This is a genomic window from Thiobacillus denitrificans DSM 12475 (assembly GCF_000376425.1).
In the GTDB taxonomy this organism is placed as follows: domain Bacteria; phylum Pseudomonadota; class Gammaproteobacteria; order Burkholderiales; family Thiobacillaceae; genus Thiobacillus; species Thiobacillus denitrificans.
The window spans coordinates 25,268-50,019 of record NZ_AQWL01000008.1 but is presented as its reverse complement, the minus strand read 5'-3'; the positions used below and the strand labels follow the sequence as shown (position 1 = coordinate 50,019).

Sequence of the window (24,752 nt, the reverse complement as noted above, 5' to 3'; positions counted from 1 at the left end):
GTCAGAAAAATCCGCGCCAGAGCATGATGCCCCAGTCTTTTTTGGTGAGCACCGGACGATCGTGGAATACGCAGCCGGGGTCGGCATGCAGTTTGCGCAGAATGGTTTCGCCGCCGAGAATGGTCACGCGCAGCTCCAGCCCGATGCGTCCCTTGAGCGACCGGCCGAGCGGCGCGCCAGCCTGCAGCAGCCTGCGCGCGCGTTCAATCTGCTTGTGCATCATCATGTGCCACAAACCGCGCGTGTCGCCCCGCGCGATCTGCATCTCGCTGATGCGGTGCGCGGCGAGCTCATCCTGCGGCAGATAAATGCGGTCTTTCCGGTAATCGACCGCAATGTCCTGCAAAAAATTGATCAGTTGCAGGCTGCTGCAGATGGCATCGGAATAAGCCAGATGGCGCGGGTCATGGTCGCCGTATAAATGCAGCATCAGGCGTCCTACCGGGTTGGCCGAGCGGCGGCAGTAGTCCATGACTTCGCCGAAGTTGGCGTAGCGTTTTTTTTCCACGTCCTGCGCAAACGCCGACAGCAGGTCGCGAAACGGTGCCATCGGAATGGCGTGATCGCGAATTGCGGCAGCCAGCGGCGCAAAAACCGGATGGATTGAGGTCTCGCCGCGTTCGATGTGATCCAGTTCGGCGTGGTATGCCGCCAGTTGCTCAAGGCGCGTTGCTGCGGAGGCGTCGCCTTCGTCGGCAATATCGTCCGCCGTACGGGCAAACCGATAGATGGCTTCGACCGGTTTGCGCAGCGGTTTGGGCAGCAACCAGGACGCAACAGGGAAGTTTTCGTAGTGATCGACCGGCACCGGTAACAAAAAAACGGAATGGGAATAATGACTTAGCAGGATGCCCGGTCGGCTTGGGTGACAGCATCGCTTTGATTATATTACACTTATTGGTCGATAGCTTTGCGGTCAGGCCGCGAGAGTGGCGGAATTGGTAGACGCACTGGATTTAGGTTCCAGCGCCGCAAGGCGTGGGGGTTCGAGTCCCCCCTTTCGCACCATGCTTTATGCTGTTCACCCTTACATTACATTTCAATTCAGCCAGGAAGTATTTTGATGCAAGCAAATCTTGAAGTCCTCGAAGGTCTGGCCCGGCGCCTGGATATAAGCGTGCCCATGGATCAGCTGGAAACCGAAGTACAGAGCCGTCTGAAGCGTTTGGCACGCAACGTCAAGATGGATGGTTTCCGTCCTGGCAAGGCGCCGCTGAGCGCAGTGACGCGCCAGCACGGCGTCGGCGTGCGCCAGGAAGTGCTGGGTGAAACCCTGCAATCCCGTTTTGGCGAGGCCGTGCAGGCCCACCAGTTGAAAATCGCGGGTTATCCGCGCTTCGAGCCGAAGGCGGGGCAGACGGCGGCGGCGGAAATGACTTTCAGCGCCAGTTTTGAGGTCTATCCTGAAGTGAAGATCGACGTGTTGAACACCGGCAAACTCAGCCGCCCCGTTGTGAGCCTGGGCGAGGCCGATATCGCAAAGACACTGGAAGTGCTGCAGAAGCAGCGCCGCAGCTTCGAGACGACCGAGCGGGGCGCAATGGAGGGCGACCTAGTCAAATTCGACTATCAGGGTACGGTCGACGGCGCAGCATTCGAAGGAGGCAAGGGTGAAGACTTCGCCGCGGTAATCGGCGAAGGCCGTTTGCTGAAGGATTTCGAACACAGCCTGGTCGGGCTCAAGGCGGGCGACAGCAAGGGATTTGATCTGACTTTCCCGGCTGAGTATGCCGCCAGGGAACTCGCCGGCAAAGCCGCGCATTTCGAGGTGCAGGTCAGGGATGTTCAGGCCCCTGTGCTGCCGCCGGTAAATGCGGAATTTGCCAAGGCGCTGGGAGTCGAGGACGGCGACGTCGAGAAACTCAAGGCCGAGGTCAAGACCAACCTGGAGCGCGAAGTGAAACGCCGCGTGCAGGCGAAACTTAAAGAACAGGCGATGGAGTTGCTGCTGCAGAAAAGCACGCTGGATCTGCCGCAGAGTCTGGTGGCGATGGAGACCGACCGTCTGCAGAAGATGACTGAGGCCGATATGCAGTCGCGCGGGGTTCAGACCATGAAACTGTCTGCCGATATGTTTACTGGACAGGCCGAGCGACGTGTCCGTTTGGGCTTGATCCTGGCCGAGATCGTGCAGGCGAACAAGTTGGTGGCACAGCCGGAGCAAATCCGCGCCTTGATTCAGGAGCAGGCGCAAAGCTACGAGGAGCCGGAACAGGTGGTGCAGTGGTACTACCAGAGCCCTGAGCGGATGCGGGAGATCGAGTCCCTGGCGCTGGAAGAGAATGTGGTAGCATGGGTTGCAGGTCAGGCCCAAGTGGAAGACGTGACAACCTCCTTTGAAGATTTGATGGGACGTGCCTGATGCGCATTGATTTCGAACACGGTATTTCCAATTCACAGCCCTTCGAGCCACAGGGGCTGGGGCTGGTCCCCATGGTCGTCGAACAGAGCGGCCGCGGCGAGCGTGCCTACGATATTTACTCGCGCCTCCTCAAGGAACGGGTGATTTTCCTGGTCGGTCCGGTGAACGACGCGACGGCCAACCTGGTGGTCGCGCAGATGCTATTCCTGGAGTCGGAAAATCCCGACAAGGATATCTATTTCTACATCAACTCGCCGGGTGGCTCGGTTTCGGCCGGACTGGCGATCTACGACACCATGCAGTTCATCAAGCCGGATGTGTCCACGCTCTGCATCGGTCAGGCGGCCAGCATGGGCGCGTTCCTGCTGACCGCAGGCGCCAAGGGCAAGCGCTACTGCCTGCCGAACTCGCGCGTGATGATCCATCAGCCACTGGGCGGTTTCCAGGGGCAGGCGTCGGACATCGAAATCCACGCCAAGGAAATCCTGTATCTGAAAGCGCGCCTCAACGATATGCTGGCCAAGCATACCGGACAGAGTCTGGAAGCAATCGATCGCGACACCGATCGCGACAACTTCATGAGTGCGGAAGATTCGGTGAAATATGGGCTGGTCGACAAGGTGCTGACCAGCCGCATTGAGGCATCAGGTAATTAAGCAAGGAACTGGCATGGCAGACAAAGGCTCGGGTGACAAACTTCTTTACTGCTCCTTCTGCGGCAAAAGCCAGCACGAAGTGCGCAAGCTGATTGCTGGGCCATCGGTGTTCATCTGCGATGAATGCGTCGAGCTATGCAACGACATCATCCGCGAGGAAATCCAGCAGGCCGACAGCCAGAAGGGGGCAGGCTCCGACCTGCCGACACCGCATGAAATCAGCAGCATTCTCGACCAGTATGTGATCGGCCAGGGACAGGCCAAGAAGGCGCTTGCCGTCGCGGTCTACAATCACTACAAACGCCTGCGCAGCAATTCCGGCAGCGGCGAAGTCGAGTTGGCCAAGAGCAATATCCTCCTGATCGGCCCTACCGGGTCGGGCAAGACCCTGCTGGCGCAGACGCTGGCGCGCCTGTTGAACGTGCCCTTCGTGATCGCCGATGCCACCACGCTGACCGAAGCCGGCTACGTCGGCGAGGACGTCGAGAACATCATCCAGAAGCTGCTGCAGAAGTGCGATTACGATGTCGACAAGGCCAAGCAGGGTATCGTTTATATCGACGAAATCGACAAGATTTCGCGCAAGGCCGACAACCCCTCGATTACCCGCGATGTGTCGGGCGAAGGCGTGCAGCAGGCACTGCTGAAACTGATCGAGGGCACCACTGCCTCGATTCCGCCACAGGGCGGGCGCAAGCATCCGAATCAGGAATTCGTTCAGGTCGACACCAGCAATATCCTGTTCATCTGCGGCGGCGCGTTCAGTGGGCTGGAAAAGGTCATCCGCGGCCGCACCGAGAAAGGCGGCATCGGCTTTGGCGCGCAGGTGAAGAATGTCGATGAAACCAAGCGTGACGCCGAGTTGCTGCACCAGGTTGAACCCGAAGATCTCATCAAATACGGCCTGATCCCGGAATTTGTCGGGCGTTTGCCGGTGGTGGCGACGCTGGATGAACTCGATGAAGCGGCGCTGGTACAGATTCTGACCGAGCCGAAGAATGCGCTGACCAAGCAGTTCGCCAAGCTCTTCAAGATGGAAGGCGTCGAGCTCGAATTCCGCGACGATGCACTCAACGCCATTGCCAAGCGTGCGCTGAATCGCCGTACCGGCGCACGTGGCCTGCGTTCGATCATCGAGCATGCCCTGCTCGATACCATGTACGACCTGCCCTCACTCAAAGGGGTCAGCAAGGTGGTGGTGGACAACAGTCTGATCAACGGCGAGGGCAAACCCTTGCTGATTTACTCCGAACAGGACGACCAGCCGCTGGCAGCCGGAGCCTGAATTGATGGCTGACGGGGAACCTGTCAGCCATCTTGAATTCCAACCTATGCCCCCCAATTATGGATGAGCGTGGTTGTTGCCGATTTATCGGCTTTACAAACACGGTCTGCCTTTTACGGGTAGAGCGTGGTTGAATGCCGCGCATCCTTTCCTCAACCCTTACCAGGAAATCATGATGAGCGACAACGTATCCAAGGAACAGGTCGATCTGCCGCTGTTGCCGCTTAGGGATGTGGTGGTCTTCCCACACATGGTCATCCCGCTGTTCGTCGGCCGCCCCAAGTCGATCAAGGCACTGGAAACCTCGATGGAATCCGGCAAGAGCATTCTTCTGGTTGCCCAAAAAACGGCAGCCCAGGACGACCCCACGCCGGAGGATCTCTACGATACCGGCAGCGTGGCCACCGTACTGCAAATGCTGAAGCTGCCCGATGGTACCGTCAAGGTACTGGTAGAGGGTAATCAGCGTGCCCGCGTCCTGGAGGTGACCGACAGCGGCACCCATCTCGCGGCGCGCGCCGAAATTCTGCCCGCCGAGGGTGAGGAACTGGTTGAAGTCGAGGCCATGCGCCGCGCCTTGCTGACGCAGTTCGACCAGTACGTCAAACTGAACAAGAAAATTCCGCCGGAAATCCTTACCTCGCTGGCGGGAATCGACGAAGGCGGCCGTCTGGCCGACACCATCGTCGCGCATCTGCCGCTAAAGCTGGAGCAGAAGCAGGAAGTGCTGGAAATGATCGGCGTCAACAAGCGCCTGGAGCATCTGCTCGGCCTGCTGGAAGGCGAACTCGACATCCTGCAGGTTGAAAAGCGCATCCGTGGCCGTGTCAAGCGGCAGATGGAGAAAAGCCAGCGCGAGTACTACCTGAATGAACAGGTCAAGGCGATCCAGAAGGAGCTGGGCGACATCGAAGAAGGCGCCGAGCTGGAAGAACTGGAAAAGCGCATCAAGGATGCCAGCATGTCCAGGGAGGCCGAAACCAAAGCCATGGGCGAACTGAAAAAGCTGCGCATGATGTCGCCGATGTCGGCCGAAGCCACCGTGATTCGCAGCTATATCGAAGCCATGGTCGGCCTGCCGTGGAAAAAGAAAACCAGGATCAGCAAGGATCTGCTCAAGGCCGAGAAAGTGCTCGACCAGGACCACTACGGACTCGACAAGGTCAAGGAGCGCATCCTGGAATACCTCGCGGTGCAGCAGCGCGTCGACAAGGTGAAGGCGCCGATTCTCTGTCTGGTGGGACCGCCTGGCGTAGGCAAGACCTCGCTCGGCCAGTCCATTGCTCGCGCGACCAATCGCAAGTTCGTTCGCATGGCGCTGGGCGGCGTGCGCGACGAATCCGAGATTCGCGGACACCGCCGCACCTACATCGGCTCGATGCCGGGCAAGATCCTGCAAAGCCTGACCAAGGTCGGGGTGAGGAATCCGTTGTTCCTGCTCGATGAAGTCGACAAGATGGGGCAGGATTTTCGCGGCGATCCGTCGTCGGCGTTGCTGGAAGTGCTTGATCCCGAGCAGAATCATACCTTTCAGGATCATTACATCGAGGTCGAGTACGATCTTTCCGACGTGATGTTCGTCGCCACGGCCAACTCACTCAATCTGCCGGCACCGTTACTCGACCGGATGGAAGTGATCCGCCTGTCGGGCTACACCGAGGACGAGAAAATCAACATTGCCGAGCGCTATCTGGTACCCAAACAACTCAAGGTCAATGGCATCAAGGAAGGCGAGCTCGCCATTGCCGAGTCGGCGTTGCGCGACATCGTGCGCTACTACACGCGTGAGGCCGGTGTGCGCAGTCTGGAACGCGAGGTTTCAAAAATCTGCCGCAAAGCAGTCAAGGCCCTGTTGTTGAAGAAACAGAGCACCAAGATCCAAGTCACGTCGCGCAATCTGGAGAAATACCTTGGCGTGCGGCGTTTCAGCTTCGGCATCGCGGAACAGAACAACCAGGTGGGGCAGGTGACGGGGCTGGCCTGGACCGAGGTCGGCGGCGAATTGCTGACCATCGAGGCGGTCTCCCTGCCCGGACGCGGCAAGATGACGACCACCGGCAAGCTCGGCGAGGTGATGCAGGAATCCATCCAGGCCGCGCTATCCGTGGTGCGCTCGCGTGCGCGCAAGTTGGGTATCCAGGAGGACTTTTACCAGAAACACGATATCCATATTCACCTGCCGGAAGGTGCGACGCCGAAAGACGGGCCATCTGCGGGTATCGCCATCTGCACGTCGATGGTGTCGATCCTCACCGGGATTCCGGTACGCGCGGACGTTGCGATGACCGGCGAGATTACGCTGCGGGGTGAGGTGCTGCCGATCGGCGGTCTGAAGGAAAAGCTGCTGGCCGCGCATCGTGGCGGAATCAAGACGGTGCTGATCCCGCAGGAAAACGTCAAGGATCTGACCGAGATTCCTGACAACATCAAGAACAAACTCGATATTCATCCGGTCAAGTGGATCGATCAGGTTCTTGAATTGGCGTTGGAGCACACGCCCGAGCCCCTGCAGGACGAACCGGAAGCAGAAACCCCGGCGATTGCCGTTCCGGAAGAGGGAGGGACCGCTGCCGCGGCGCTCAAACACTGAGTATTTTCCAACCGCTCGTCGGAATCCCGCGCCAGCCGCGGGATTTTTTGTCAATAGCCCGGAAAACCGCTTGACACAAGGTTTTGCGGGTTGCTATAAAAGCGCCCACAGGGTTTTCCTGTGCCACTTGAGTGAAGGGGACAACACGTGAACAAATCCGAATTGATCGATGCCATTGCCGACTCGGCCGACATTTCCAAGGCAGCTGCCGGTCGTGCACTGGATGCAACGGTTGAAGCTGTCAAGAAAGCGCTGAAGAAGGGTGACATGGTGACGCTGGTGGGTTTTGGCAGCTTCTATGTCGGCAAGCGCGCCGCGCGTACGGGCCGCAATCCGCGCACCGGCGTAACCATCAAGATCAAGGCTGCCAAAGTGCCGAAGTTCCGTGCCGGCAAAGGCCTGAAAGACGCCATCAATTAATAAAAATTACGATATGCATTTGGCAAGACTGGGAAATCTGTTGTAGAATTTTGGTCTTTGTCGGGTGCTTAGCTCAGCTGGTAGAGCGTCGCCCTTACAAGGCGAATGTCGGGGGTTCGAACCCCTCAGCACCCACCAGCAGGGTAAAAAATAAGCGGTCAAGTTTTAGGCAGTATAGTTTTTGTAGCATCAGGGAGTGGTAGTTCAGTTGGTTAGAATACCGGCCTGTCACGCCGGGGGTCGCGGGTTCGAGTCCCGTCCACTCCGCCAACACCAAAAAGGCGAACGCGAGTTCGCCTTTTTTATTTTCAGCGCCTTTTATCGCATCGATTGAAATTATCCGTGCGCAACTTTTAATATCGCGCCGGGCGAGACGCGAGACGCAAAGTGCGCGAGAATTCGCGCTGGCGTTTTTTCTGGAGTTAATGACCGTGCTCGAAGCAATCCGCAAGCATGCAAAGGGCTGGCTGGCCAAAGTCATACTGGCCTTGATCGCAATCACCTTCGCCTTGTTCGGTATGGATTCCTACATGAACGGCGACACCCGTGGCGGTGTGGTTGCCGAGGTCGGCGACGTGGGGATTTCGCGTGAAGAACTGACCCGGGAGATCCAGGCACAGAGTGATCGCATGCGCGAGGCGCTCGGCCCTGCATTTGATCCTGCCGTTACCGAAACGGCAAATTTCCGCAAACAGGTTCTCGACAGCCTGGTCGAGCGTAAGGCCTTGCTGCAGAATGCGCAAAAGCTCAAATTCCTGGCACCCGATGCCTATATTGCGTCGGTGCTGGCGCAGATCCCGGCTTTCCAGCAGGACGGCAAGTTTTCGCAGCAGCGGTACGAGGCGGTGCTACGCCAGAATGGCCGCACGCCCGCCCAGTTTGAAAATGAATTGCGTCAGGCGTTCATGCTGGAGGCCATTACCAGTCCGGTTTCGCTTGCGGCGTTCCCGTCCGGCACATCGCTGGCTCAAATTGCCCGCCTGGTGGCGCAACAGCGTGAGGTTGCCTGGGTCGATCTGCCGGTTTCAGCGGTGGCGTCGCAGATCCAGGTGACGCCTGCCGACGTTGAGCGTTACTACACGGCAAACAAAGATGAATTCACCGAACCCGAGCAGATCCGCGCCGAATATCTGGTACTGGATATGGCAAGCGTAGCGGCGGGTATTGCGGTGAGCGAGCAGGCCGTGACAGATTACTACGCTTCCCATGCCGCCCAGTTCGGGCAGCCGGAACAGCGCAGTGCGAGCCACATCCTGATTGCCGCAGATAAAAATGCGGATGCGGCTTCGCGTGCCAAAGCCAAGGCAAAAGCGGCCGAACTGGCGCAAACCCTGCAGAAAAACCCGCAGCGTTTTGCCGAGTTGGCGCGCACTCAGTCGCAGGATCCGGGGTCGGCCGCGCAGGATGGCAGCCTGGGCAGCTTTGGTCGCGGCATGATGGTCAAATCCTTCGAAGATGCCGTGTTCAGCATGAAACCCAATGAAATCCGTGGACCAGTGGAAAGCGATTTCGGTTATCACATCATCCGGCTGGATGGCATTCAGGCGGCCCAGACTGCACCGCTAGCCGAGGTGCGTGCAGCGGTTGTGAGCGAGTTGCGCAAGCAGCAGGCACAAAAAGCCTTTGCCGACCTGGCCGACAGTTTCAGCAATCTGGTGTACGAGAATGCTCAGTCGTTGCAGCCCGCCGCCGCCGCAGCCAAGCTGACGGTTCAGCAAAGCGGCTGGATGGCGGCCAAGACTGCGCCGCCGCCTTTCAATCATGCTGCCTTGTCGGCCGCGCTGTTCAGTCCGGAATCGGTCAAATCCAGGCAGAACACCGAAGCCATTGAAGTGCAGCCTGGCACCCTGGTTGCTGCGCGGGTGGCGGAATATCGCCCGGCCCGGTTGCGTCCGCTGACCGAGGTGTCGCAGGCGATCGAGACCAGGCTGCGCACCGAGCAGAGCATGCGTTTGCTGGAGCAAAAAGCTGAAGCCACCCTCAAGGCGCTGGCAAAGGGCGACGAAGCGGGACTGAACTGGTCGGCTTTCCAGATCGTGGGGCGTCAACCTTCCGCCGTGCTGGATGCGGCCGGTGCCAAAGCGGTCTTTCGCGTCAGCACGGAAAAACTGCCTGCCTACACCGGTTTCGCCCGTCCCGACGGCTCGTATCGCATCGTACGCGTGAGCCGTGTGCTGGATGCGCCGGCGCTGGATCCGATGTTGCTGTCGTCGATCGAAGCCGGCGTCACGCAGGCGCAGCAGCGTGCGGATATGAAAGCGATGGCTGCGCTGATTACCGCCGGCCAGAAAGTAAAAATCCAGCCTAACGCGATCGAGGGCAGATAAGCCATCGCAGCCGCAATAAAAAACGCGCCTTGAAGGCGCGTTTTTTATTGCGGGAAAGTTCAGATCAGCTCTCGGCGCCAGCGGTGGAATTGAAGCCGGCGTCGACATAGGTGATTTCGCCGGTAATGCCGGACGCCAGATCGGAAAGCAGGAAAGCGGCAGCGTTACCCACTTCATCGATGGTCACATTACGGCGTAGCGGCGCGTTCTTGGCCACGACATCAAGCTTCTCGCCGAAATTGGCGATGCCGCTGGCGGCCAGCGTCTTGATCGGCCCGGCCGATACCGCATTGACACGGATGCCCTTGGGACCGAGGCTCTGCGCCATGTAGTACACGCTGGATTCGAGGCTGGCCTTGGCCAGGCCCATGACGTTGTAATTGGGGACGGAGCGGACGGCGCCGAGATACGACAGCGTCAGCAGCGCCGCCTGGCGGCCTTCCATCATCGGCAACGCAGCCTTGGCCAGCGCGGCGAAGCTGTAGGCACTGATGTCGTGGGCGATGCGGAAGTTTTCCCGGGTGACTGCGGAGAGATAATCACCGGCCAGGGCTTCCTTCGGTGCAAAGGCGATCGAGTGAACCAGCCCGTCGAGTCCGTCCCAATGCTTGCCGAGTTCGTCAAACAGTGCGTCGATCTGCTCGTCGCTGCCGACATCACATGGGAACACCAGCTGGGAACCGAACTCCTGGGCGAACTCCGTGACCCGTTCCTTGATGCGCTCGCCCTGATAGGTGAAAGCCAGCTCGGCGCCTTCGCGCCTGCATGCAGCGGCGATACCGTAGGCGATCGAACGGCTGGATATCACGCCGGTGATCAGCAAGCGTTTTCCTGCAAGAAATCCCATGATGGTCTCGAAAAGTTGGGGTGCCCCGGATTATAACGGCTGACGTTGGCTGCGTGCTTGGGTACACTTGCGGCATGGGGCGCATCGGGACGATTTTATTGGGGACGGGCCTGCTGGGGCTAGGCTTGATGGCAGGATGCTCCGACAGCTGGAACGACCCCTATCCCGGCAGCGATACGAGCGCGAGTGTGCTTTACAGCGCATTTTCCGAGCGTCCCAAGCATCTCGATCCGGCCCGCTCCTATAGCTCGAACGAAGTGGAATTCACTGGCCAGATCTACGAACCGCCGCTGCAGTACCATTTCCTCAAACGTCCCTACACCCTGATCCCCCTGACCGCCGAGACGGTGCCTAAGCCGCGCTACGTCGATGCGTCGGGCAATGCCTTGCCTGACGACGCACCGTCTGCAGCCATTGCCGAAAGCGTGTACGAAATCCGCATCCGCCCCGGCATCCGCTATCAGCCGCATCCTGCATTCGCACGCGATGCGACGGGGCGCTATCGCTACCATGCGCTCACGGCCGCGGACGCCGCAAAAAAAACCCGGATCCAGGATTTTGAGCACAGCGGCACGCGCGAACTGGTGGCTGCCGATTATGTGTACCAGATCAAACGCCTGGCCAACCCGCGGCTCAGTTCACCGATTTTTGGCCTGATGGCCGAACACATCGTCGGGCTGAAGGCGCTGGGGGCGGCGCTGGAAAAAGCAGCTCAATCCCGCCCCGGTGCAGCGCTGAACCTCGACGACTTCGTCCTTGAAGGGGCACAGGTCGTCGACCGCTACACCTACCGCATCCGTGTCAAAGGCAAATACCCGCAGTTCATCTACTGGCTGGCAATGCCGTTTTTTGCGCCGATTCCCTGGGAGGCCGACGCCTTCTATGCCCAGCCCGGCCTGGCCGAGGGCAATCTCACAATCGACTGGCAGCCGGTCGGGACCGGGCCGTATTACCTGGCGGAAAACGATCCCAATCGCCGCATGGTACTGAAAAGGAACCCGTACTACCACGGCGAAACCTATCCGGTGGAAGGCAGCGATGAAGACAGACAGGCCGGGCTGCTGGCCGACGCCGGCAAACGCCTGCCGCTGGTGGACGAAGCCGTGTTCAGCCTGGAAAAGGAAACCATCCCCTACTGGAGCAAGTTTCTGCAGGGTTATTACGACAGCTCCGGCATCAGCTCCGACAGCTTCGATCAGGCCGTGAAGTTCTCCGCCGGCGGCGACCCGCAGCTCACCGATTCCATGCGCGCCAAGGGCATCGGCCTCGTTACCACCGTGGCGGCGTCCCTGTGGTATGTCGGTTTCAATATGCTCGATCCGGTGGTGGGCGGCCTCGGCGAGGACCGCCGCAAATTACGCCAGGCACTGTCCATTGCATTCGACTATGACGAGTTCATTTCCATTTTCCTCAATGGCCGCGGCATACCCGCGCAGGGGCCGATCCCGCCGGGATTGTTCGGCTATGTCGAAGGCGTGGCGGGACTGAATCCCTATGTCTACGAAGCGCGCGACGGCAAGATCGCACGCCGCCCGATCGAGGCCGCACGCCGTCTGCTGGCCGAGGCGGGCTATCCGAACGGCCGCAACGCGAAGACGGGTGAACCGCTGGTACTGTATTTCGATACCATGGCATCCGGTCCCGATGCCAAGTCGCGGCTCGACTGGATGAAGAAGCAGCTCGACAAGCTCAATGTGCAGCTGGTGGTGCGCGGCACCGACTACAACCGTTTTCAGGACAAGATCCGCAAGGGCAATGCCCAGCTGTTCGAATGGGGCTGGAACGCCGACTACCCCGATCCGGAAAATTTCTTCTTCCTGCTCTACGGCCCGCACAAGAAAGTTGGCAGCGGTGGCGAGAATGCCGCCAACTATGACAATCCCGAGTTCGACCGCCTGTTCGAACGGATGAAGGACATGGACAACGGTCCTGCGCGCCAGCAGGTGATCGATGCCATGCTCGACGTCGTGCGCCGCGATGCGCCGTGGATCTTCGCCTACCATCCCAAGGCCTTCGGCCTGCGTCACGGCTGGGTGCATAACGTCAAGCCCAACCTGATGGCGAACAACACCCTCAAATACCGCCGTATCGACGCTGCCGCGCGCGAAGCCCGGCGCGCCGAATGGAACCGCCCGGTGCTGTGGCCGCTCTTCCTGCTGGCCGCCGCGCTGGCGGCCGTGATTGCGCCGGCGCTGATCGCGTGGCGGCGGCATGAACGAAAGACCGCCTGATGTTCGCATATATCCTGCGCCGCCTGCTGTATGCGATCCCGATCCTCATCGGGGTCAACCTGCTGACCTTCGCGCTGTTTTTCGTCGTCAACACGCCGGACGACATGGCGCGGCTGCAACTCGGCGTCAAGCACGTGACGCCGGAGGCGATCGAACGCTGGAAGACCGAGCACGGCTACGACAAGCCGCTGCTGCTGAATGTGGAGGCAACGGGCAGCGCGCAGTTCACCGACACGATTTTTTTCCAGCACTCGGCGGCGATGTTCGTCTTCGAGTTCGGTAAAAGCGACGACGGCCGTGACATCGGCAACGAAATCCGCACCCGCATGGGACCGAGCCTGGCGATCGCGCTGCCGGTGTTCGCCATCGGCCTGCTGGCCAACATCACCTTCGCCCTGCTGATGGTGTTTTTCCGTGCCACCTACCTCGACCTGTGGGGCGTGGTGCTGTGCGTGGTGCTGATGTCGATATCGAGCCTGTTCTACATCATTGCCGGGCAGTATTTCATCGCCAAATTGTGGAACCTGCTGCCGATTTCGGGCTTTGCCGGAGGCATCGACGGACTCAGGTTCGTCCTGCTGCCGGTACTGGTCAGCGTGATGGCAGGAATCGGCAGCGGAGCGCGCTGGTACCGCACGATTTTCCTCGAGGAAATCGGCAAGGACTATGTGCGCACCGCGCGCGCCAAGGGCTTGTCCGAAATCCGGGTACTGTTTCGCCACGTGCTGAAGAATGGCATGATCCCGATCCTCACCGGTGCAGTGGTGGTGCTGCCGCTGCTGTTCATGGGAAGCCTGATCACCGAATCCTTCTTCGGCATCCCGGGGCTGGGCAGCTACACCATCGACGCGATCCAGGCACAGGATTTTGCGGTAGTGCGTGCGATGGTGTTTCTGGGCTCCTTCCTCTATATCGTCGGCCTCATCCTTACCGACATTTCCTATTCGTGGGCCGATCCGCGAGTGAGGCTGCAATGAGTTTCATGCCCGTGATCCTGTGGACCGACGCGCTGATTTTTGCACTGTTGGCGGGGGTGCTGGCGCTGATCTGGTTCATCCGTCGCCACGATCATCTGCGCGCTCCGTGGGTGGTCGTGGCGCAGCGCCCGATGGCGATGGGGGCGGCTCTGGTGCTGGGCGCATTCGCCGTCACCGGCCTGCTCGATTCGCTGCATTATCGGGAACGGCTGCCCGACAGCCAGGCCGGCAAGCCGCAGTATTCAGTCGAGGTGATGAGCGTGTTCGACGCGCTGGTGAGTGGCCTGCGCACCCGGCAGGAAAAAACCTATTCGGGGCCGCTGGCGATACAGTTGTATGCCATGGAATTCGTCGAGCGGAATGGCGTGGCCGTACGCGATTATCCGCGTCTGCAATATGGCGGCGCGCATCTGCAGCACGCCGAGGAGCGGAGGGCCGACATCGCGCGGCGTACCCTTGCCGGCGCCGCGCAGGGCGCCCTCGCCAGCCTGCTGCTGTTTGCCGGACTGGTTGCGTGGCAGGCGCGCCGGCTCAAGCTGCCCGTCGGTACCTGGCTTGCAAGGTGGCGACAGGGCAGTTTGAACTGGCCCGCCCGCACGCTCGTCGGCATGATGGCGCTGATGCTTATGCTGGGCGGCGCAATGGCGCAGCTGGCGTCTGGCTACCACGTGCTCGGCACCGACAAGGTGGGGCAGGATGTGCTCTACATCAGCCTCAAGAGCATCCGCACCGGCCTGGTGATCGGTACGCTGACCACGCTGGTCACACTGCCGCTGGCGATCGGTCTGGGCATCGTGGCGGGCTATTTCCGCGGCTGGGTGGACGACGTGATCCAGTACATCTACACCGTGCTCAATTCGATCCCGGGCGTGCTGCTGATTGCGGCTGCCGTGCTGATCGTGCAGGTCTATATCGAGTCCAACCCCGAACGGTTCGACACCGCCGCCGCGCGCGCCGACATTCGCTTGCTGGCGCTGTGCCTGATCATGGGCATGACCAGCTGGACCGGACTGGCACGGCTGCTGCGCGGCGAATCGCTCAAATTGCGCACCCTCGATTACGTCGAGGCAGCACGCGCTTTCGGCGTATCGAATGCACGCATCATCAGCCGTCACATTTTCCCCAATGTCTTCCATCTGGTGCTGATTGCGGTCGTTATGGATTTTTCCGGGCTGGTGCTGGCCGAAGCGGTGCTGTCCTACGTCGGTGTCGGCGTCGATCCTTCCATGTACAGCTGGGGCAACATGATCAACGGCGCGCGCCTCGAACTTGCGCGTGAGCCGGCGGTATGGTGGCAGCTCGGTGCGGCGTTCGCCTTCATGTTCGCGCTGGTGCTTGCTGCCAACCTGTTTGCCGACGGTGTGCGCGATGCCTTCGACCCACGTCTGGGAGGCCGTCGGTGAAGCCCTTGCTGCGGGTCGAGGGCCTTGTCACCGAAATCGGCCACGATGCAGCTGCCCTGCGCGTGGTCGATGGCGTGTCCTTTCATGTCGCCGCTGGCGAAACCTATGCGCTGCTCGGCGAGTCCGGCTGCGGCAAATCGATGACCGCACTGTCGCTGATGCGGCTGCTGCCGGATGGCGGCCGCATTGCTGCAGGTACGGTGCACCTGGACGGGCAGGATGTGCTGGCACTGCCCGAGCGCGACATGCGGCGCGTGCGTGGCGGCGGCATGGCGATGATTTTCCAGGAGCCGATGCTGGCGCTGAATCCGGTCGTCAAGGTGGGCCATCAGATTGTCGAAGCGTTGGTCCTGCATCAGGGCCTGAGCGGGCGGGTGGCGTCGGAGGCGGCATGCGGGCTGCTCGATTCGGTGGGGGTGCCGGACGCGCTGCGACGGCTCGACAGTTATCCGTTCGAGCTGTCCGGCGGCCTGCGCCAGAGGGCGATGATCGCGATGGCGCTGGCCGGCCAGCCCAGGCTTCTGATCGCCGACGAGCCGACCACCGCGCTCGACGTGACCATCCAGGCGCAGGTGCTCGACGTGCTGCGGCACCTGCGCACCGAACGACGGATGGGCATGCTGCTGATCACGCACGATCTCGGGGTGGTGGCCGAGAACGCCGACCGCGTGGGGGTGATGTATGCCGGCGAATTGCTGGAAGAGGGTGCGCGCGATGCGTTTTTCGCGGCCCCGCAGCACCCGTATAGCCGCATGCTGTTCGCGGCGCTGCCGCATGGGCTTCTACCCTCGCGGGCACAAGAGCCCGTGGCGGACGGGAGTCCTCTGGGGCGTCCCGGCGATGGCGCGCGGCTGACCACGATTCCCGGCCAGGTGCCGAAGCCCGGTGACCGGATACGTGGCTGCCGCTTTGCGCCGCGCTGTCCGTTTGCGATTGCGCGCTGCCGCGACCAATCGCCCGACTGGCAAGTGATCAACGATCAGCGGGTGCGCTGCCATCTGGCGGGCATGTTGCCGCCGCTCAATGCGCGCGGGGTGACGACACCGGCGCATTCAATCCAGGCGGCGCAAGCTCTGCTGCAGGTGGACGGCCTGAAAGTGCATTTTCCGATCAGGCGCGGCTTCATCCAGCGTAGCGTGGGCTACGTACGTGCAGTGGACGATGTGACGCTGTCGATCCAGCAGGGCCGCACGCTGGCACTGGTGGGCGAGTCCGGCTGCGGCAAGACCACCGTGGGCAAGGCGCTGCTGCGGCTGATCGAGCCGACGGCAGGCAGCATCGTGCTGGGCGGCGAGAGCATCACCGCGCGCAATGCGTCCACCCTGCGGCGACAGGCGCAGATGGTGTTCCAGGATCCGTTCAGTTCGCTCAATCCGCGCATGCGGGTGGCGGACATCCTGCTCGAAGGCATGGACGCCCTAGGAGTGGGGGCGGCAAATCAACGCCGTGATGCGGTTGCGCTGTTGCTGCGCCAGGTGGGGCTGCCCGACGATGCGGGCGGGCGCTATCCGCATGCGTTTTCCGGGGGCCAGCGGCAGCGCATTGCGATTGCGCGGGCGCTGGCGGTGTCGCCCCGGCTGGTGATTTGCGACGAACCGACCAGCGCGCTCGATGTCTCGGTGCAGGCGCAGATACTGAATCTGCTGAAAGACCTGCAGGACAGCCTGGGTCTGGCCTATCTGTTTATCACCCACAACCTCGCCGTGGTCGATTATCTGGCGCACGAGGTGGCGGTGATGTATCTCGGGCGCATCGTCGAACAGGGCCCGGCGACGGCAGTGCTGCGCGCTCCGCGCCATCCTTATACCCAGGCGCTGGTGAATGCCGTGCCGCGCATCGAACCGCCGGCCGGGCAGCGCATCGTTCGTCTGGCCGGCGACCAGCCGTCACCGCTCAATCCGCCCAATGGCTGTCATTTCCATCCGCGTTGCCCGCATGCAAACGAAACGTGCCGGCAAATCTATCCCGATCAAACCGTGGTGGGCAGCGGGCACTGGGCGCGTTGCCACTGGGTGGCCGCGCAGGGGCAAGCACTTCCCGTACGGAGTCCCAATTGAATACCGGCAAACGCAGTCGCAATTTCTGGATTGGCAACCTGGTTTTGGGCGTGGCCATGCTGACGCTGTTTTTCATGGGGCCGCTGTCGGATGCGCTGGGTATCTGGGCGGCGGTGCTGTGGATGGTGCTGGCCGCCGTCGGCATGGTACTGGTGATGTCGGACAAGTCGGACGAGCCGCCCGCACCCGACTAGGGTGGTTTAGGCTGAGGCGGCTGAGCCAACGGCGGGCTTCAGGGGTGTTTGACCACGATCCGCTGGCCCGCGCGGATGCCGCCATCATTCCCGAAAACCGGATTCCAGGTTTTGAGATCGGCCAGACTGACGTCGAAACGCTGCGCGATGGCGTGCAGGCTGTCGCCGCGCTTGACGGTGTAATGAACCGGCTGGGCAGGTTTTTCGGGAAGGGGGTTGTAGGCGACGTGCCGGAAGGCCTCGGGCTGCCGGGCAGCCTGTTCGTTCGGGGGGACGCGCAGGGTCTGCCCGGCTTTGAGACCGCCATCGAGGCCGGGGTTGGCCTGGGTCAGCTGGGCGACGGTCAGGCCGTAACGGCGTGCCACGCCGAACAGCGTATCGCCGCGCTCGACCTGGTGCTGGCCTGCGTTGTTCATCGTGGTTGCCGGGGCGGCGCTTTGCGCCGCGGCCACGCCACGGCCCCTGACGGGGACGAGTATGGTCTGCGCGCGCGCCAGTTTGCCGCGTTTCAATTGAAACTGGTTGTGTTCTTCGAGGCGGGCAAGGCTGACATCGAAACGCTTGGCGATGGCTTCGGGACGTTCGCCTTTCTGAGCCGCATAGGGCTGCCAGGAGTCCCAGCTGGCGCTCTCCAGGTTGCGCTGGAATTTGTCGGCTTTGTCGACCGGGATCAGCAGGTTGACCGGCGTGTCGGAACGGATGAGCTTGCGCGGAAAGGCGGCGTTGAGCGCGATGAACTCGTCGCTGCTCATGCCCGCCAGCCGTGCGGCGGAATGGATGTCCATGCTGGCATGGACGGTGACCTGGTCGAAATAGGGCTGGTTGGGCAGCGCGTCGATGGCGATGCCGTATTGTTCGGGATTGCGGATCAGGTTCTTGATGGCGAGAAGTTTGGGGACATAATGGCGGGTCTCGCTGGGCAGGGACAGACTGGCGTAATCGGTGGGCAGTCCCTGCTGGACGTTCTTCTGGATGGCGCGCGCGACGCAGCCTTCGCCGCAATTGTAGGCCGCCAGCGCCAGCTGCCAGTCGCCGAAATCGAGATACAGCTTGCCCAGGTAATCGAGTGCCGCCCGGGTGGCGGCGGTGAAGTCGCGCCGGCCGTCGTACCAGTTGTCCTGCTTGAGGCCATAGAGGCGGCCGGTGGAGGGAATGAACTGCCAGATGCCCGAGGCGGCGGCCGGCGACAGCGCGGTGGGGTTGAATGCGCTCTCGATCATCGGCAGCAATGCGATTTCCATCGGCATCGCACGGCGGTCGACTTCCTCGACGATATGGAACAGGTAACGGCGCGCGCGGTCGACCATGCGCCGCACGGATTCCGGCCGCGCCGCGTACCAGGATTCGTGCACGGCAACGAGCGGGTTGGATGCGACGTCTTCGATCCTGAAGCCGTTGCGGATGCGCTGCCAGACATCGTCCTGGCTGGCGCTGGCGGGGGAAACGTCGGCGGCTGCGCTGTCGGCGTCAGCGCCCCATTCCAGGGCCTGGATGGCGGCGAGGGATTCCGTTGCAGCAGCGGGGTAGCTGAAGAGCAGTGCAAGCACGGCCAGGCTGAATCGGTTTAATCTGATGCTGGCCGGTCGGGGACGGGCCAATTTGATTCCGGGCAAGTCGGTCTCCCGTACTCAACAAGCGCCCATCCTAAGGGGTCGGACGGGGGCGGTCAACCATCCCAGGCATCCTTGGCGGCGCGGATGGCGCCGAACACCTCGGCCGGATCGGGATGCGGCCGATTCAGATAACGGGCGGCAAAGGCCGTCATGTCGGGATCATGGAAGCGCAGAAATGGATTGGTGGCTTTTTCCAGGGCTAGGGTGGACGGCAGGGTGGGCTGATTGCGCGAACGCCGCGCGCGATCCTGCCGTTCGCGTTCCAGCAGGGCAGGATTGCCGCCGTCCAGGGTTTTGGCAAAGTCGATATTACTTAAGGTGTATTCATGCGCGCAGCAGACTCGGGTAGCATCGGGCAGGGCCAGAATGGCATCGAGACTGGCAGCCATCATTGCCGCGCTGCCCTCGAACAGCTTGCCGCAGCCGCAGCCGAATACGGTGTCGCCGCAAAACAGGAAACCGTGGCCGGCGTAGCTGAGGTGGTCGAGCGTGTGACCGGGAGTGGCAAGAACCTCGAAACGCACCTCCGGCTGGGCCAGTGCCACCGAATCGCCGCCATGAAGGGGATGGCTGACGGCGGGAATGGAGGGATTCTCCGGCGCGTAGATGGCACAGCCGTAGCGTTGATGCAGCAGGGTGTTGCCGCCGGTATGGTCGCGGTGATGGTGGGTGATCAGCAGCGCCGTCAGCGCGAGCCGATTCGCATCGAGAAAGGCAATCAGCGGCGCCGGATCGCCGGGATCCACGGCGATGGCGTGGCGGCCGTCGTGCAGCACCCAGATGTAGTTGTCGGTGAACGCGGGCAGGGGGATGAGGGTCAACATGGATAGGGTGCCGGACAGGAGGAATGACTATGTTATCCAAGCTGGATGAAGGATGGTTCGATACGCCGCTGGGAAAGCATCTGCTGTTCCGCGAGCGACGCTATTTCGACCGTGCAGTGTCGGATGTGTTCGGTTTCAACGCCGTGCAGCTGGGGCTGCCGCAGATCGATTTCCTGCGCAACAGCCGTATTCCGCTGCGGGTGACGTGCGCGGTGGAAGCGCCCGCCCAGGTCCTGGCCGACGCCATGTTCCTGCCGTTCGAGAGCCAGTCGCTCGATCTGCTGTTGCTGCCCCACGTGCTGGAGTTCAGCGCCAACCCGCATCAGGTGCTGCGCGAGGCCGAACGCGTGCTGCGTCCGGAAGGCCGCCTGGTGCTGGCCGGATTCAATCCACGCAGCCTGTGGGGGCTGGCACGCAGGCTGCAGGGCGGCGAATGCGGTTATCCGTGGAACGGCAGCTTCCTGAATATTTCGCGGGTGAAAGACTGGATGGCGTTGCTGGGCCTCGAGGTGGCGGCCGGCAGCATGTGCTGCTACCGTCCGCCGATCAACCGCGCAAACTGGCTGCGGCGGCTGCGTTTCATGGAACCTGCCGGCGATCGCTGGTGGGCGATGGGTGGCGGCGTGTATTTTCTGCAGGCGGTGAAGCGCGTGCAGGGCATGAACATCATCCTGCCGCAGTGGAAAACGCCGGTGACACAGCGTTTTCTGTCGCCTGCGGCCAAGGTGATCAATCTCAAACAGTATCGGGTCCATCGTGAACGCTGACACCATTTACATATACAGCGATGGTGCCTGCAAGGGCAATCCCGGCATCGGCGGCTGGGGTGCCCTGCTGGTGACGGACGGCCACCGCAAGGAAATCTACGGCGGAGAGGCCGCCACCACCAACAACCGCATGGAAATGACCGCGGTGATCCGTGCGCTGGAATTGCTGAAGCGTCCCTCCATGGTCGAAGTCCATACCGATTCGCAGTATGTGCAAAAAGGCATCAGCGAATGGCTGCCCGGCTGGAAGCGGCGCAACTGGCGCGCCGCCGACGGCAAGCCGGTGAAGAACCAGGATCTGTGGCAGCGGCTCGATGCCTTGAACCAGCAGCACCGCATCGAGTGGAAATGGGTGCGGGGTCATGCCGGCCACCCCGAAAACGAACGTGCCGATGCGCTGGCCAACCAGGGCGTCCTGCAGGCGCAACAACACTGAAGCTGACACTATGCGGCAAATCATTCTGGATACCGAAACCACCGGCCTCGATCCCAGCCAGGGGCATCGCATCATCGAAGTGGCGGCGGTGGAAATGGTCAACCGGCGGCTCACCGGCAACCACCTGCACCGTTATGTGAACCCGGACCGCGACATCGACGCCGGGGCGATGCAGGTGCACGGCATCACCCCCGAATTCCTGCAGGACAAGCCGCGCTTCGCCGATATTGCCCGGGAATTCGTCGACTTCATCCAGGGCGCCGAACTCATCATTCACAATGCGCCATTCGATGTGGGCTTTCTCAACATGGAGTTGCGCCTGCTGGAAATGACGCCGCTGGCGGCCTGGTGCGACGGCGTGACCGACACCCTGGCGCTGGCCAAGACCCTGCACCCGGGCCAGCGCAACAACCTGGATGCGCTGTGCAAACGCTATGGCGTGGACAACACGGCACGCACGCTGCATGGCGCCTTGCTCGACTGCGAGCTGCTGGCGGCGGTGTACCTGGCGCTGACGCGCGGCCAGGAAAGCCTGTCGATCGGGCTGGAAATGCGCAGCGAACAGGCTGCCCGGGATGCCGCGCACGCACGTCCCAGGCCCATCCTGCTGGCGGCGTCGAATGTCGAGCTGGAGGCACATGCAAGCCTGCTGGAGGCGATTGCCAAGGAAAGCAAGGGCACCTGCCTGTGGGGCATGGAGCAGGGGGCGACTTGACGGCTTGGGTGCCGCGCAGGCGGGGTGCATTATGCCGCATCGCGCGCCTGGGGCTGGCGCTTGCCTGTCTGCTCCTCGCCTCGCCGCCGGCCCTCGCCGCGCGGGTGGCGGTGGTGCTGAGCGACGATTCGGCTCCCTACCAGGAGGTCTATCAGGTCATCCGCGCGTATCTGGACGGCACCCGTCACGAGGTCAGCCGGCTGGATGCCGATGGCTTGGCCGCGCCCTCGTTGAATGAGGTCCGGTTGACCGTTGCGGTGGGGGTGCGCGCAGCCGAAGTGGTGGCGACGCTCCCGGCGCGGCCGCCGGTGCTGGCGGTGCTGGTGCCACGAGCGTGGTACCTCAAAACCGGGCGCACTCGTCTGAATGACGGTGGTCGCCGCAGCGCGTCGGCAATCTATCTGGATCAACCGTTCGAGCGGCAGGCACAGCTGATCCGTCTGGCTTTTCCCGAAGCACGGCGTGTGGGCGTGCTGTCGAGCAGGGAACAGGGCGGGCTGCTGGCGGAACTGGACGAGGCCTTGCGTTTGCAGCAACTCAGCCTGGTGCACGCCACCCTAGCCGAGGATGCACGGCTGATCCCGCAGCTTGAAAACGTGTTGTCCGAGGCCGATTTATTGCTAGCCTTTCCCGATCCGCAGGTGTTCAACCGCAATACGGCGCAAAGCATTCTGCTCACATCCTACCGCTACCGCGACCCGGTGCTGGGCTATTCGCGCTCGCTGACGCGAGCGGGGGCATTGTTGTCGCTGCATTCCAGCCCGGCACAGATCGGCCGCCAGGCTGCCGAATGGGTGGGCAGTGCCTTGCAGGGCAGCGTGGCGCGTCTGCCGTTGCCGGCCCCGCCTGCCTATTTCAGCATTTCGATCAATGAACAGGTGGCGCGTTCGCTCGGCTTTACGTTGCCGCCGGCAGCCGAACTGGAAAAGCGTTTGGGGGGGGTGCGCTGATGGCGGCTTCATTGGGGATACGGGGACGCGTCATGGTTCTGGCCATGGTGCCGGTGGCGATTGTCGGAGTCTTGCTGCTGTTTCAGCTCATCACCGGAAAAATTGACGATCTGGATCAATCGTTGCGCACCCGTGCCGTGGCGATTGCGCGCCAGTTGGCGCCAGCGGCCGAATACGGCGTGGCTTCGGGGAATATCGGGGTGCTGCAGACCCTGCTCGAAAAAGCGGCGATCGAGCCCGATATCCGCGGAGTGGCGGTATTCACCGATAGCGGCCAGAGGCTGGCGCAGGTCGGTCTCGGGGTATGGACCTACCCTGGGCAGGGTGAACTGCCCGTGGATCGCATCCAGCAGATCGAATACGAAGACCGGCTGGTGTATTACGCGCCGGTCACGCGTACCGAGGTGGGTGTGGATGATTTCAATGCGACCGACGAACGGGCGGCGCCGCAGGGTGCCCGGACCCGGCTGCTGGGCTGGGTCGGGCTGGACGTGTCGCGCAGCGCCACCATCAAGAGCCAGCGCGATGCCATCCTGCGCAGCCTGGTCATCCTGCTGGCGGGGCTGGGCGTCAGCCTCTATCTGGCGTGGCGTATCGGACGCCAGATCACGCGGCCGATTCTGGCCTTGACGCATACGGTCAGCCGCATTGGCGAGGGGCACCTGGATGAGCGGGTGGAACTGAGCGGGCAAGCCGAACTGGGCATGCTGCAACGCGGCATCAATCACATGGCAGCACATTTGCAGACGATGCAGGATCAGATGCAGGAGAGAATCGATCGGGCCACGGCACGCCTGGTCTATCAGGCCAGCCACGATGCCTTGACGGGGCTGATCAACCGCCGCGAATTCGAACAGCGGCTGGAGCGCACCCTGCTGTCGGCCTTGCAGCAAGATCGGGAACACGCGCTGTGCTACATGGATCTCGATCAATTCAAGGTGATCAACGATTCCTGCGGCCATGCGGCAGGCGATGAACTGTTGCGCCAGCTGACCCTGCTGCTGAAAGGCAAGCTGCGCGAACGCGATACGCTGGCCCGCCTGGGAGGCGACGAGTTTGCGCTGCTGCTGGAAAATTGCAGCATCCCGGATGCGCTGGAGGTGGCGGACAGTTTCCGTGCCGAGGTGCAGCGCTTCCGCTTCAAATGGGGGGATCGCATTTTCTCGGTCGGCATGAGCGTAGGCATGGTGGCGATCAACCGCGACAGCGGCACCGCGGCGGGCCTGCTGTCAGCGGCGGATGCCGCGTGTTATGTGGCAAAAGACCGTGGCCGCAACCAGATTCACGTGTATGAAAGCCGCGATTCCGAACTGGTGCGCCACCGCGGGGAAATGCAATGGGTGACGCGGATTCAGCGGGCGCTGGAGGAGCAGCGCCTGCGCTTGTCATGGCAGGAAATCCGCCGCACCGACGGCGCAGCGGAGTCCACCCGCCACGTCGAGCTGCTGTTGCGGATGGTGGACGACGACGGCAGCGAAATTCTGCCGATGGCTTTCATTCCGGCAGCCGAGCGTTATTCCATCATGCCCGCACTCGACAGCTGGGTGATCGAGGAAACGCTGCGTCTGTGCCGGCAGTATCTGGCGACAGATTGCGTGTTGCGTTACCTGTTTGCGATCAACCTGTCGGGGGCGTCGCTCAAGGACCCGGCTTTTCGCCGCATGCTGCTGGCGCGGCTGCAGGAAAACCCCGTCCTGGGACCACACCTGTGCTTTGAAATCACCGAGACGGCAGCCATCGGCAACCTCGCCGTGGTCAACGATTTCATTGAGGCCATGCGCGGTTTCGGGTGCAGTTTCGCACTGGACGATTTTGGCAGCGGCTTGTCGTCCTTCACCTATCTGAAGAATCTGAAAGTGGATTACCTCAAGATCGACGGCGCATTCGTGCGCGATATCGTGAACAATCGGATCGATCGTTCAATGGTCGAAGCCATACACCGCATCGGCCACCAGATGGGGCTGAGAACGGTGGCCGAGTACGTCGAGTCGGATCAGATCCTGGCGCTGTTGAGACAGATCGGGGTGGACTATGTGCAGGGGAGCGGCATACACCGCCCGGAGCCCCTGGAAAAGCTGTGTGATCAAGCCTGAGCGCA

At 61.8% G+C, this 24,752-nt stretch carries 20 protein-coding genes and 3 tRNA genes; 19 read left to right on the top strand and 4 right to left on the bottom strand.

Features of this window, described 5'->3' with window-relative positions:
- Position 1: 1 nt before the first annotated feature.
- Entirely contained in the window at positions 2-766 is a 765-nt protein-coding gene (gene hpnC / locus B059_RS0113095) for a squalene synthase HpnC (protein WP_245538800.1), read from the bottom strand.
- Positions 767-923: 157 nt separating this feature from the next.
- Here hpnC and B059_RS0113090 point away from each other — a divergent pair.
- The 9 genes from B059_RS0113090 (at position 924) to B059_RS0113050 (ending at position 9,640) form a co-directional block, all read left to right on the top strand.
- Positions 924-1,008: transfer RNA gene (locus B059_RS0113090), tRNA-Leu, on the top strand.
- 55 nt (positions 1,009-1,063) lie between these two features.
- Positions 1,064-2,362, top strand: a complete 1,299-nt coding sequence (gene tig, locus B059_RS0113085) for a trigger factor (protein WP_018078708.1) — start codon at positions 1,064-1,066, stop codon at positions 2,360-2,362.
- Entirely contained in the window at positions 2,362-3,018 is a 657-nt protein-coding gene (clpP, locus tag B059_RS0113080) for an ATP-dependent Clp endopeptidase proteolytic subunit ClpP (RefSeq protein WP_018078707.1), read from the top strand. Before tig ends, clpP begins: the two co-directional genes overlap by 1 nt.
- A 13-nt stretch (positions 3,019-3,031) precedes the next feature.
- Positions 3,032-4,303, top strand: coding sequence for an ATP-dependent Clp protease ATP-binding subunit ClpX (clpX, locus tag B059_RS0113075; RefSeq protein ID WP_018078706.1), 1,272 nt, complete (start codon positions 3,032-3,034; stop codon positions 4,301-4,303).
- A 172-nt stretch (positions 4,304-4,475) separates the two neighbouring features.
- Positions 4,476-6,893 carry an endopeptidase La gene (lon, locus tag B059_RS0113070; RefSeq protein ID WP_018078705.1) on the top strand — a complete coding sequence of 806 codons (2,418 nt, stop codon included), beginning with the start codon at positions 4,476-4,478 and terminating at the stop codon, positions 6,891-6,893.
- Positions 6,894-7,040: 147 nt separating this feature from the next.
- A complete protein-coding gene (locus tag B059_RS0113065) occupies positions 7,041-7,313 on the top strand; it encodes an HU family DNA-binding protein (RefSeq protein ID WP_018078704.1) in 273 nt (90 codons plus the stop codon).
- Positions 7,314-7,375: 62 nt separating this feature from the next.
- A tRNA-Val gene (locus tag B059_RS0113060) sits at positions 7,376-7,451 on the top strand.
- A 55-nt stretch (positions 7,452-7,506) separates the two neighbouring features.
- Positions 7,507-7,583: transfer RNA gene (locus B059_RS0113055), tRNA-Asp, on the top strand.
- Between the two features lie 155 nt (positions 7,584-7,738).
- Entirely contained in the window at positions 7,739-9,640 is a 1,902-nt protein-coding gene (locus B059_RS0113050; protein ID WP_018078703.1) for a SurA N-terminal domain-containing protein, read from the top strand.
- A gap of 64 nt (positions 9,641-9,704) precedes the next feature.
- On the opposite strand, the gene fabI is transcribed toward B059_RS0113050, so the two are convergent.
- The gene (gene fabI, locus B059_RS0113045; RefSeq protein ID WP_026177518.1) at positions 9,705-10,487 is read right to left on the bottom strand and encodes an enoyl-ACP reductase FabI; all 783 of its coding nucleotides are present in this window, start codon (positions 10,485-10,487) and stop codon (positions 9,705-9,707) included.
- A 74-nt stretch (positions 10,488-10,561) separates the two neighbouring features.
- Here fabI and B059_RS0113040 point away from each other — a divergent pair, with 74 nt between their 5' ends.
- The 5 genes from B059_RS0113040 to B059_RS0113020 are packed head-to-tail and all read left to right on the top strand — an operon-like array spanning position 10,562 to position 17,349.
- Positions 10,562-12,718: an ABC transporter substrate-binding protein gene (locus B059_RS0113040; protein WP_018078702.1), complete on the top strand. Its 2,157-nt coding sequence runs from the start codon at positions 10,562-10,564 to the stop codon at positions 12,716-12,718.
- On the top strand, positions 12,718-13,695 hold the full coding sequence (locus tag B059_RS0113035) for an ABC transporter permease (RefSeq protein WP_018078701.1): 978 nt from the start codon (positions 12,718-12,720) through the stop codon (positions 13,693-13,695). The genes B059_RS0113040 and B059_RS0113035 overlap by 1 nt, the downstream gene beginning before the upstream one ends.
- On the top strand, positions 13,692-15,098 hold the full coding sequence (locus tag B059_RS0113030) for an ABC transporter permease (RefSeq protein WP_018078700.1): 1,407 nt from the start codon (positions 13,692-13,694) through the stop codon (positions 15,096-15,098). The genes B059_RS0113035 and B059_RS0113030 overlap by 4 nt, the downstream gene beginning before the upstream one ends.
- Complete coding sequence (locus tag B059_RS0113025) at positions 15,095-17,155, top strand: ABC transporter ATP-binding protein (protein WP_018078699.1); 2,061 nt, start codon at positions 15,095-15,097, stop codon at positions 17,153-17,155. Before B059_RS0113030 ends, B059_RS0113025 begins: the two co-directional genes overlap by 4 nt.
- Complete coding sequence (locus B059_RS0113020; protein WP_018078698.1) at positions 17,152-17,349, top strand: hypothetical protein; 198 nt, start codon at positions 17,152-17,154, stop codon at positions 17,347-17,349. Before B059_RS0113025 ends, B059_RS0113020 begins: the two co-directional genes overlap by 4 nt.
- Positions 17,350-17,387: 38 nt before the next feature.
- Here B059_RS0113020 and B059_RS0113015 read toward each other — a convergent pair whose 3' ends face one another.
- Positions 17,388-18,896 (bottom strand): LysM peptidoglycan-binding domain-containing protein, encoded by a 1,509-nt coding sequence (locus tag B059_RS0113015; protein ID WP_018078697.1) that lies wholly within the window; start codon positions 18,894-18,896, stop codon positions 17,388-17,390.
- 119 nt (positions 18,897-19,015) lie between these two features.
- Positions 19,016-19,786 (bottom strand): hydroxyacylglutathione hydrolase, encoded by a 771-nt coding sequence (gloB, locus tag B059_RS0113010; RefSeq protein ID WP_018078696.1) that lies wholly within the window; start codon positions 19,784-19,786, stop codon positions 19,016-19,018.
- A gap of 23 nt (positions 19,787-19,809) precedes the next feature.
- Between gloB and B059_RS0113005 the strand changes: the two genes are divergently transcribed.
- Genes B059_RS0113005 through B059_RS0112985 form a run of 5 tightly spaced genes read left to right on the top strand, consistent with a single transcriptional unit; the run spans position 19,810 to position 24,747 of the window.
- Positions 19,810-20,553: a class I SAM-dependent methyltransferase gene (locus tag B059_RS0113005; RefSeq protein WP_245538798.1), complete on the top strand. Its 744-nt coding sequence runs from the start codon at positions 19,810-19,812 to the stop codon at positions 20,551-20,553.
- On the top strand, positions 20,543-20,989 hold the full coding sequence (rnhA, locus tag B059_RS0113000; protein WP_018078694.1) for a ribonuclease HI: 447 nt from the start codon (positions 20,543-20,545) through the stop codon (positions 20,987-20,989). Before B059_RS0113005 ends, rnhA begins: the two co-directional genes overlap by 11 nt.
- A 10-nt stretch (positions 20,990-20,999) precedes the next feature.
- Entirely contained in the window at positions 21,000-21,704 is a 705-nt protein-coding gene (gene dnaQ, locus B059_RS0112995) for a DNA polymerase III subunit epsilon (RefSeq protein ID WP_018078693.1), read from the top strand.
- A complete protein-coding gene (locus B059_RS0112990; protein ID WP_157273696.1) occupies positions 21,701-22,654 on the top strand; it encodes an ABC transporter substrate-binding protein in 954 nt (317 codons plus the stop codon). Before dnaQ ends, B059_RS0112990 begins: the two co-directional genes overlap by 4 nt.
- Positions 22,655-22,686: 32 nt before the next feature.
- Positions 22,687-24,747 carry an EAL domain-containing protein gene (locus tag B059_RS0112985; RefSeq protein WP_018078691.1) on the top strand — a complete coding sequence of 687 codons (2,061 nt, stop codon included), beginning with the start codon at positions 22,687-22,689 and terminating at the stop codon, positions 24,745-24,747.
- Positions 24,748-24,752 lie beyond the last annotated feature (5 nt).

Excerpts from the sequence above, each read along its gene's own strand:
- tig (WP_018078708.1), top strand. The coding sequence starts at position 1,064 with ATGCAAGCAAATCTTGAAGTCCTCGAAGGTCTGGCCCGGCGCCTGGAT.
- clpP (WP_018078707.1), top strand. The coding sequence starts at position 2,362 with ATGCGCATTGATTTCGAACACGGTATTTCCAATTCACAGCCCTTCGAG.
- clpX (WP_018078706.1), top strand. The coding sequence starts at position 3,032 with ATGGCAGACAAAGGCTCGGGTGACAAACTTCTTTACTGCTCCTTCTGC.
- lon (WP_018078705.1), top strand. The coding sequence starts at position 4,476 with ATGATGAGCGACAACGTATCCAAGGAACAGGTCGATCTGCCGCTGTTG.
- B059_RS0113050 (WP_018078703.1), top strand. The coding sequence starts at position 7,739 with ATGACCGTGCTCGAAGCAATCCGCAAGCATGCAAAGGGCTGGCTGGCC.
- fabI (WP_026177518.1), bottom strand. The coding sequence starts at position 10,487 with ATGGGATTTCTTGCAGGAAAACGCTTGCTGATCACCGGCGTGATATCC.
- B059_RS0113040 (WP_018078702.1), top strand. The coding sequence starts at position 10,562 with ATGGGGCGCATCGGGACGATTTTATTGGGGACGGGCCTGCTGGGGCTA.
- B059_RS0113035 (WP_018078701.1), top strand. The coding sequence starts at position 12,718 with ATGTTCGCATATATCCTGCGCCGCCTGCTGTATGCGATCCCGATCCTC.
- B059_RS0113030 (WP_018078700.1), top strand. The coding sequence starts at position 13,692 with ATGAGTTTCATGCCCGTGATCCTGTGGACCGACGCGCTGATTTTTGCA.
- gloB (WP_018078696.1), bottom strand. The coding sequence starts at position 19,786 with ATGTTGACCCTCATCCCCCTGCCCGCGTTCACCGACAACTACATCTGG.
- B059_RS0113005 (WP_245538798.1), top strand. The coding sequence starts at position 19,810 with ATGACTATGTTATCCAAGCTGGATGAAGGATGGTTCGATACGCCGCTG.
- dnaQ (WP_018078693.1), top strand. The coding sequence starts at position 21,000 with ATGCGGCAAATCATTCTGGATACCGAAACCACCGGCCTCGATCCCAGC.
- B059_RS0112985 (WP_018078691.1), top strand. The coding sequence starts at position 22,687 with ATGGTTCTGGCCATGGTGCCGGTGGCGATTGTCGGAGTCTTGCTGCTG.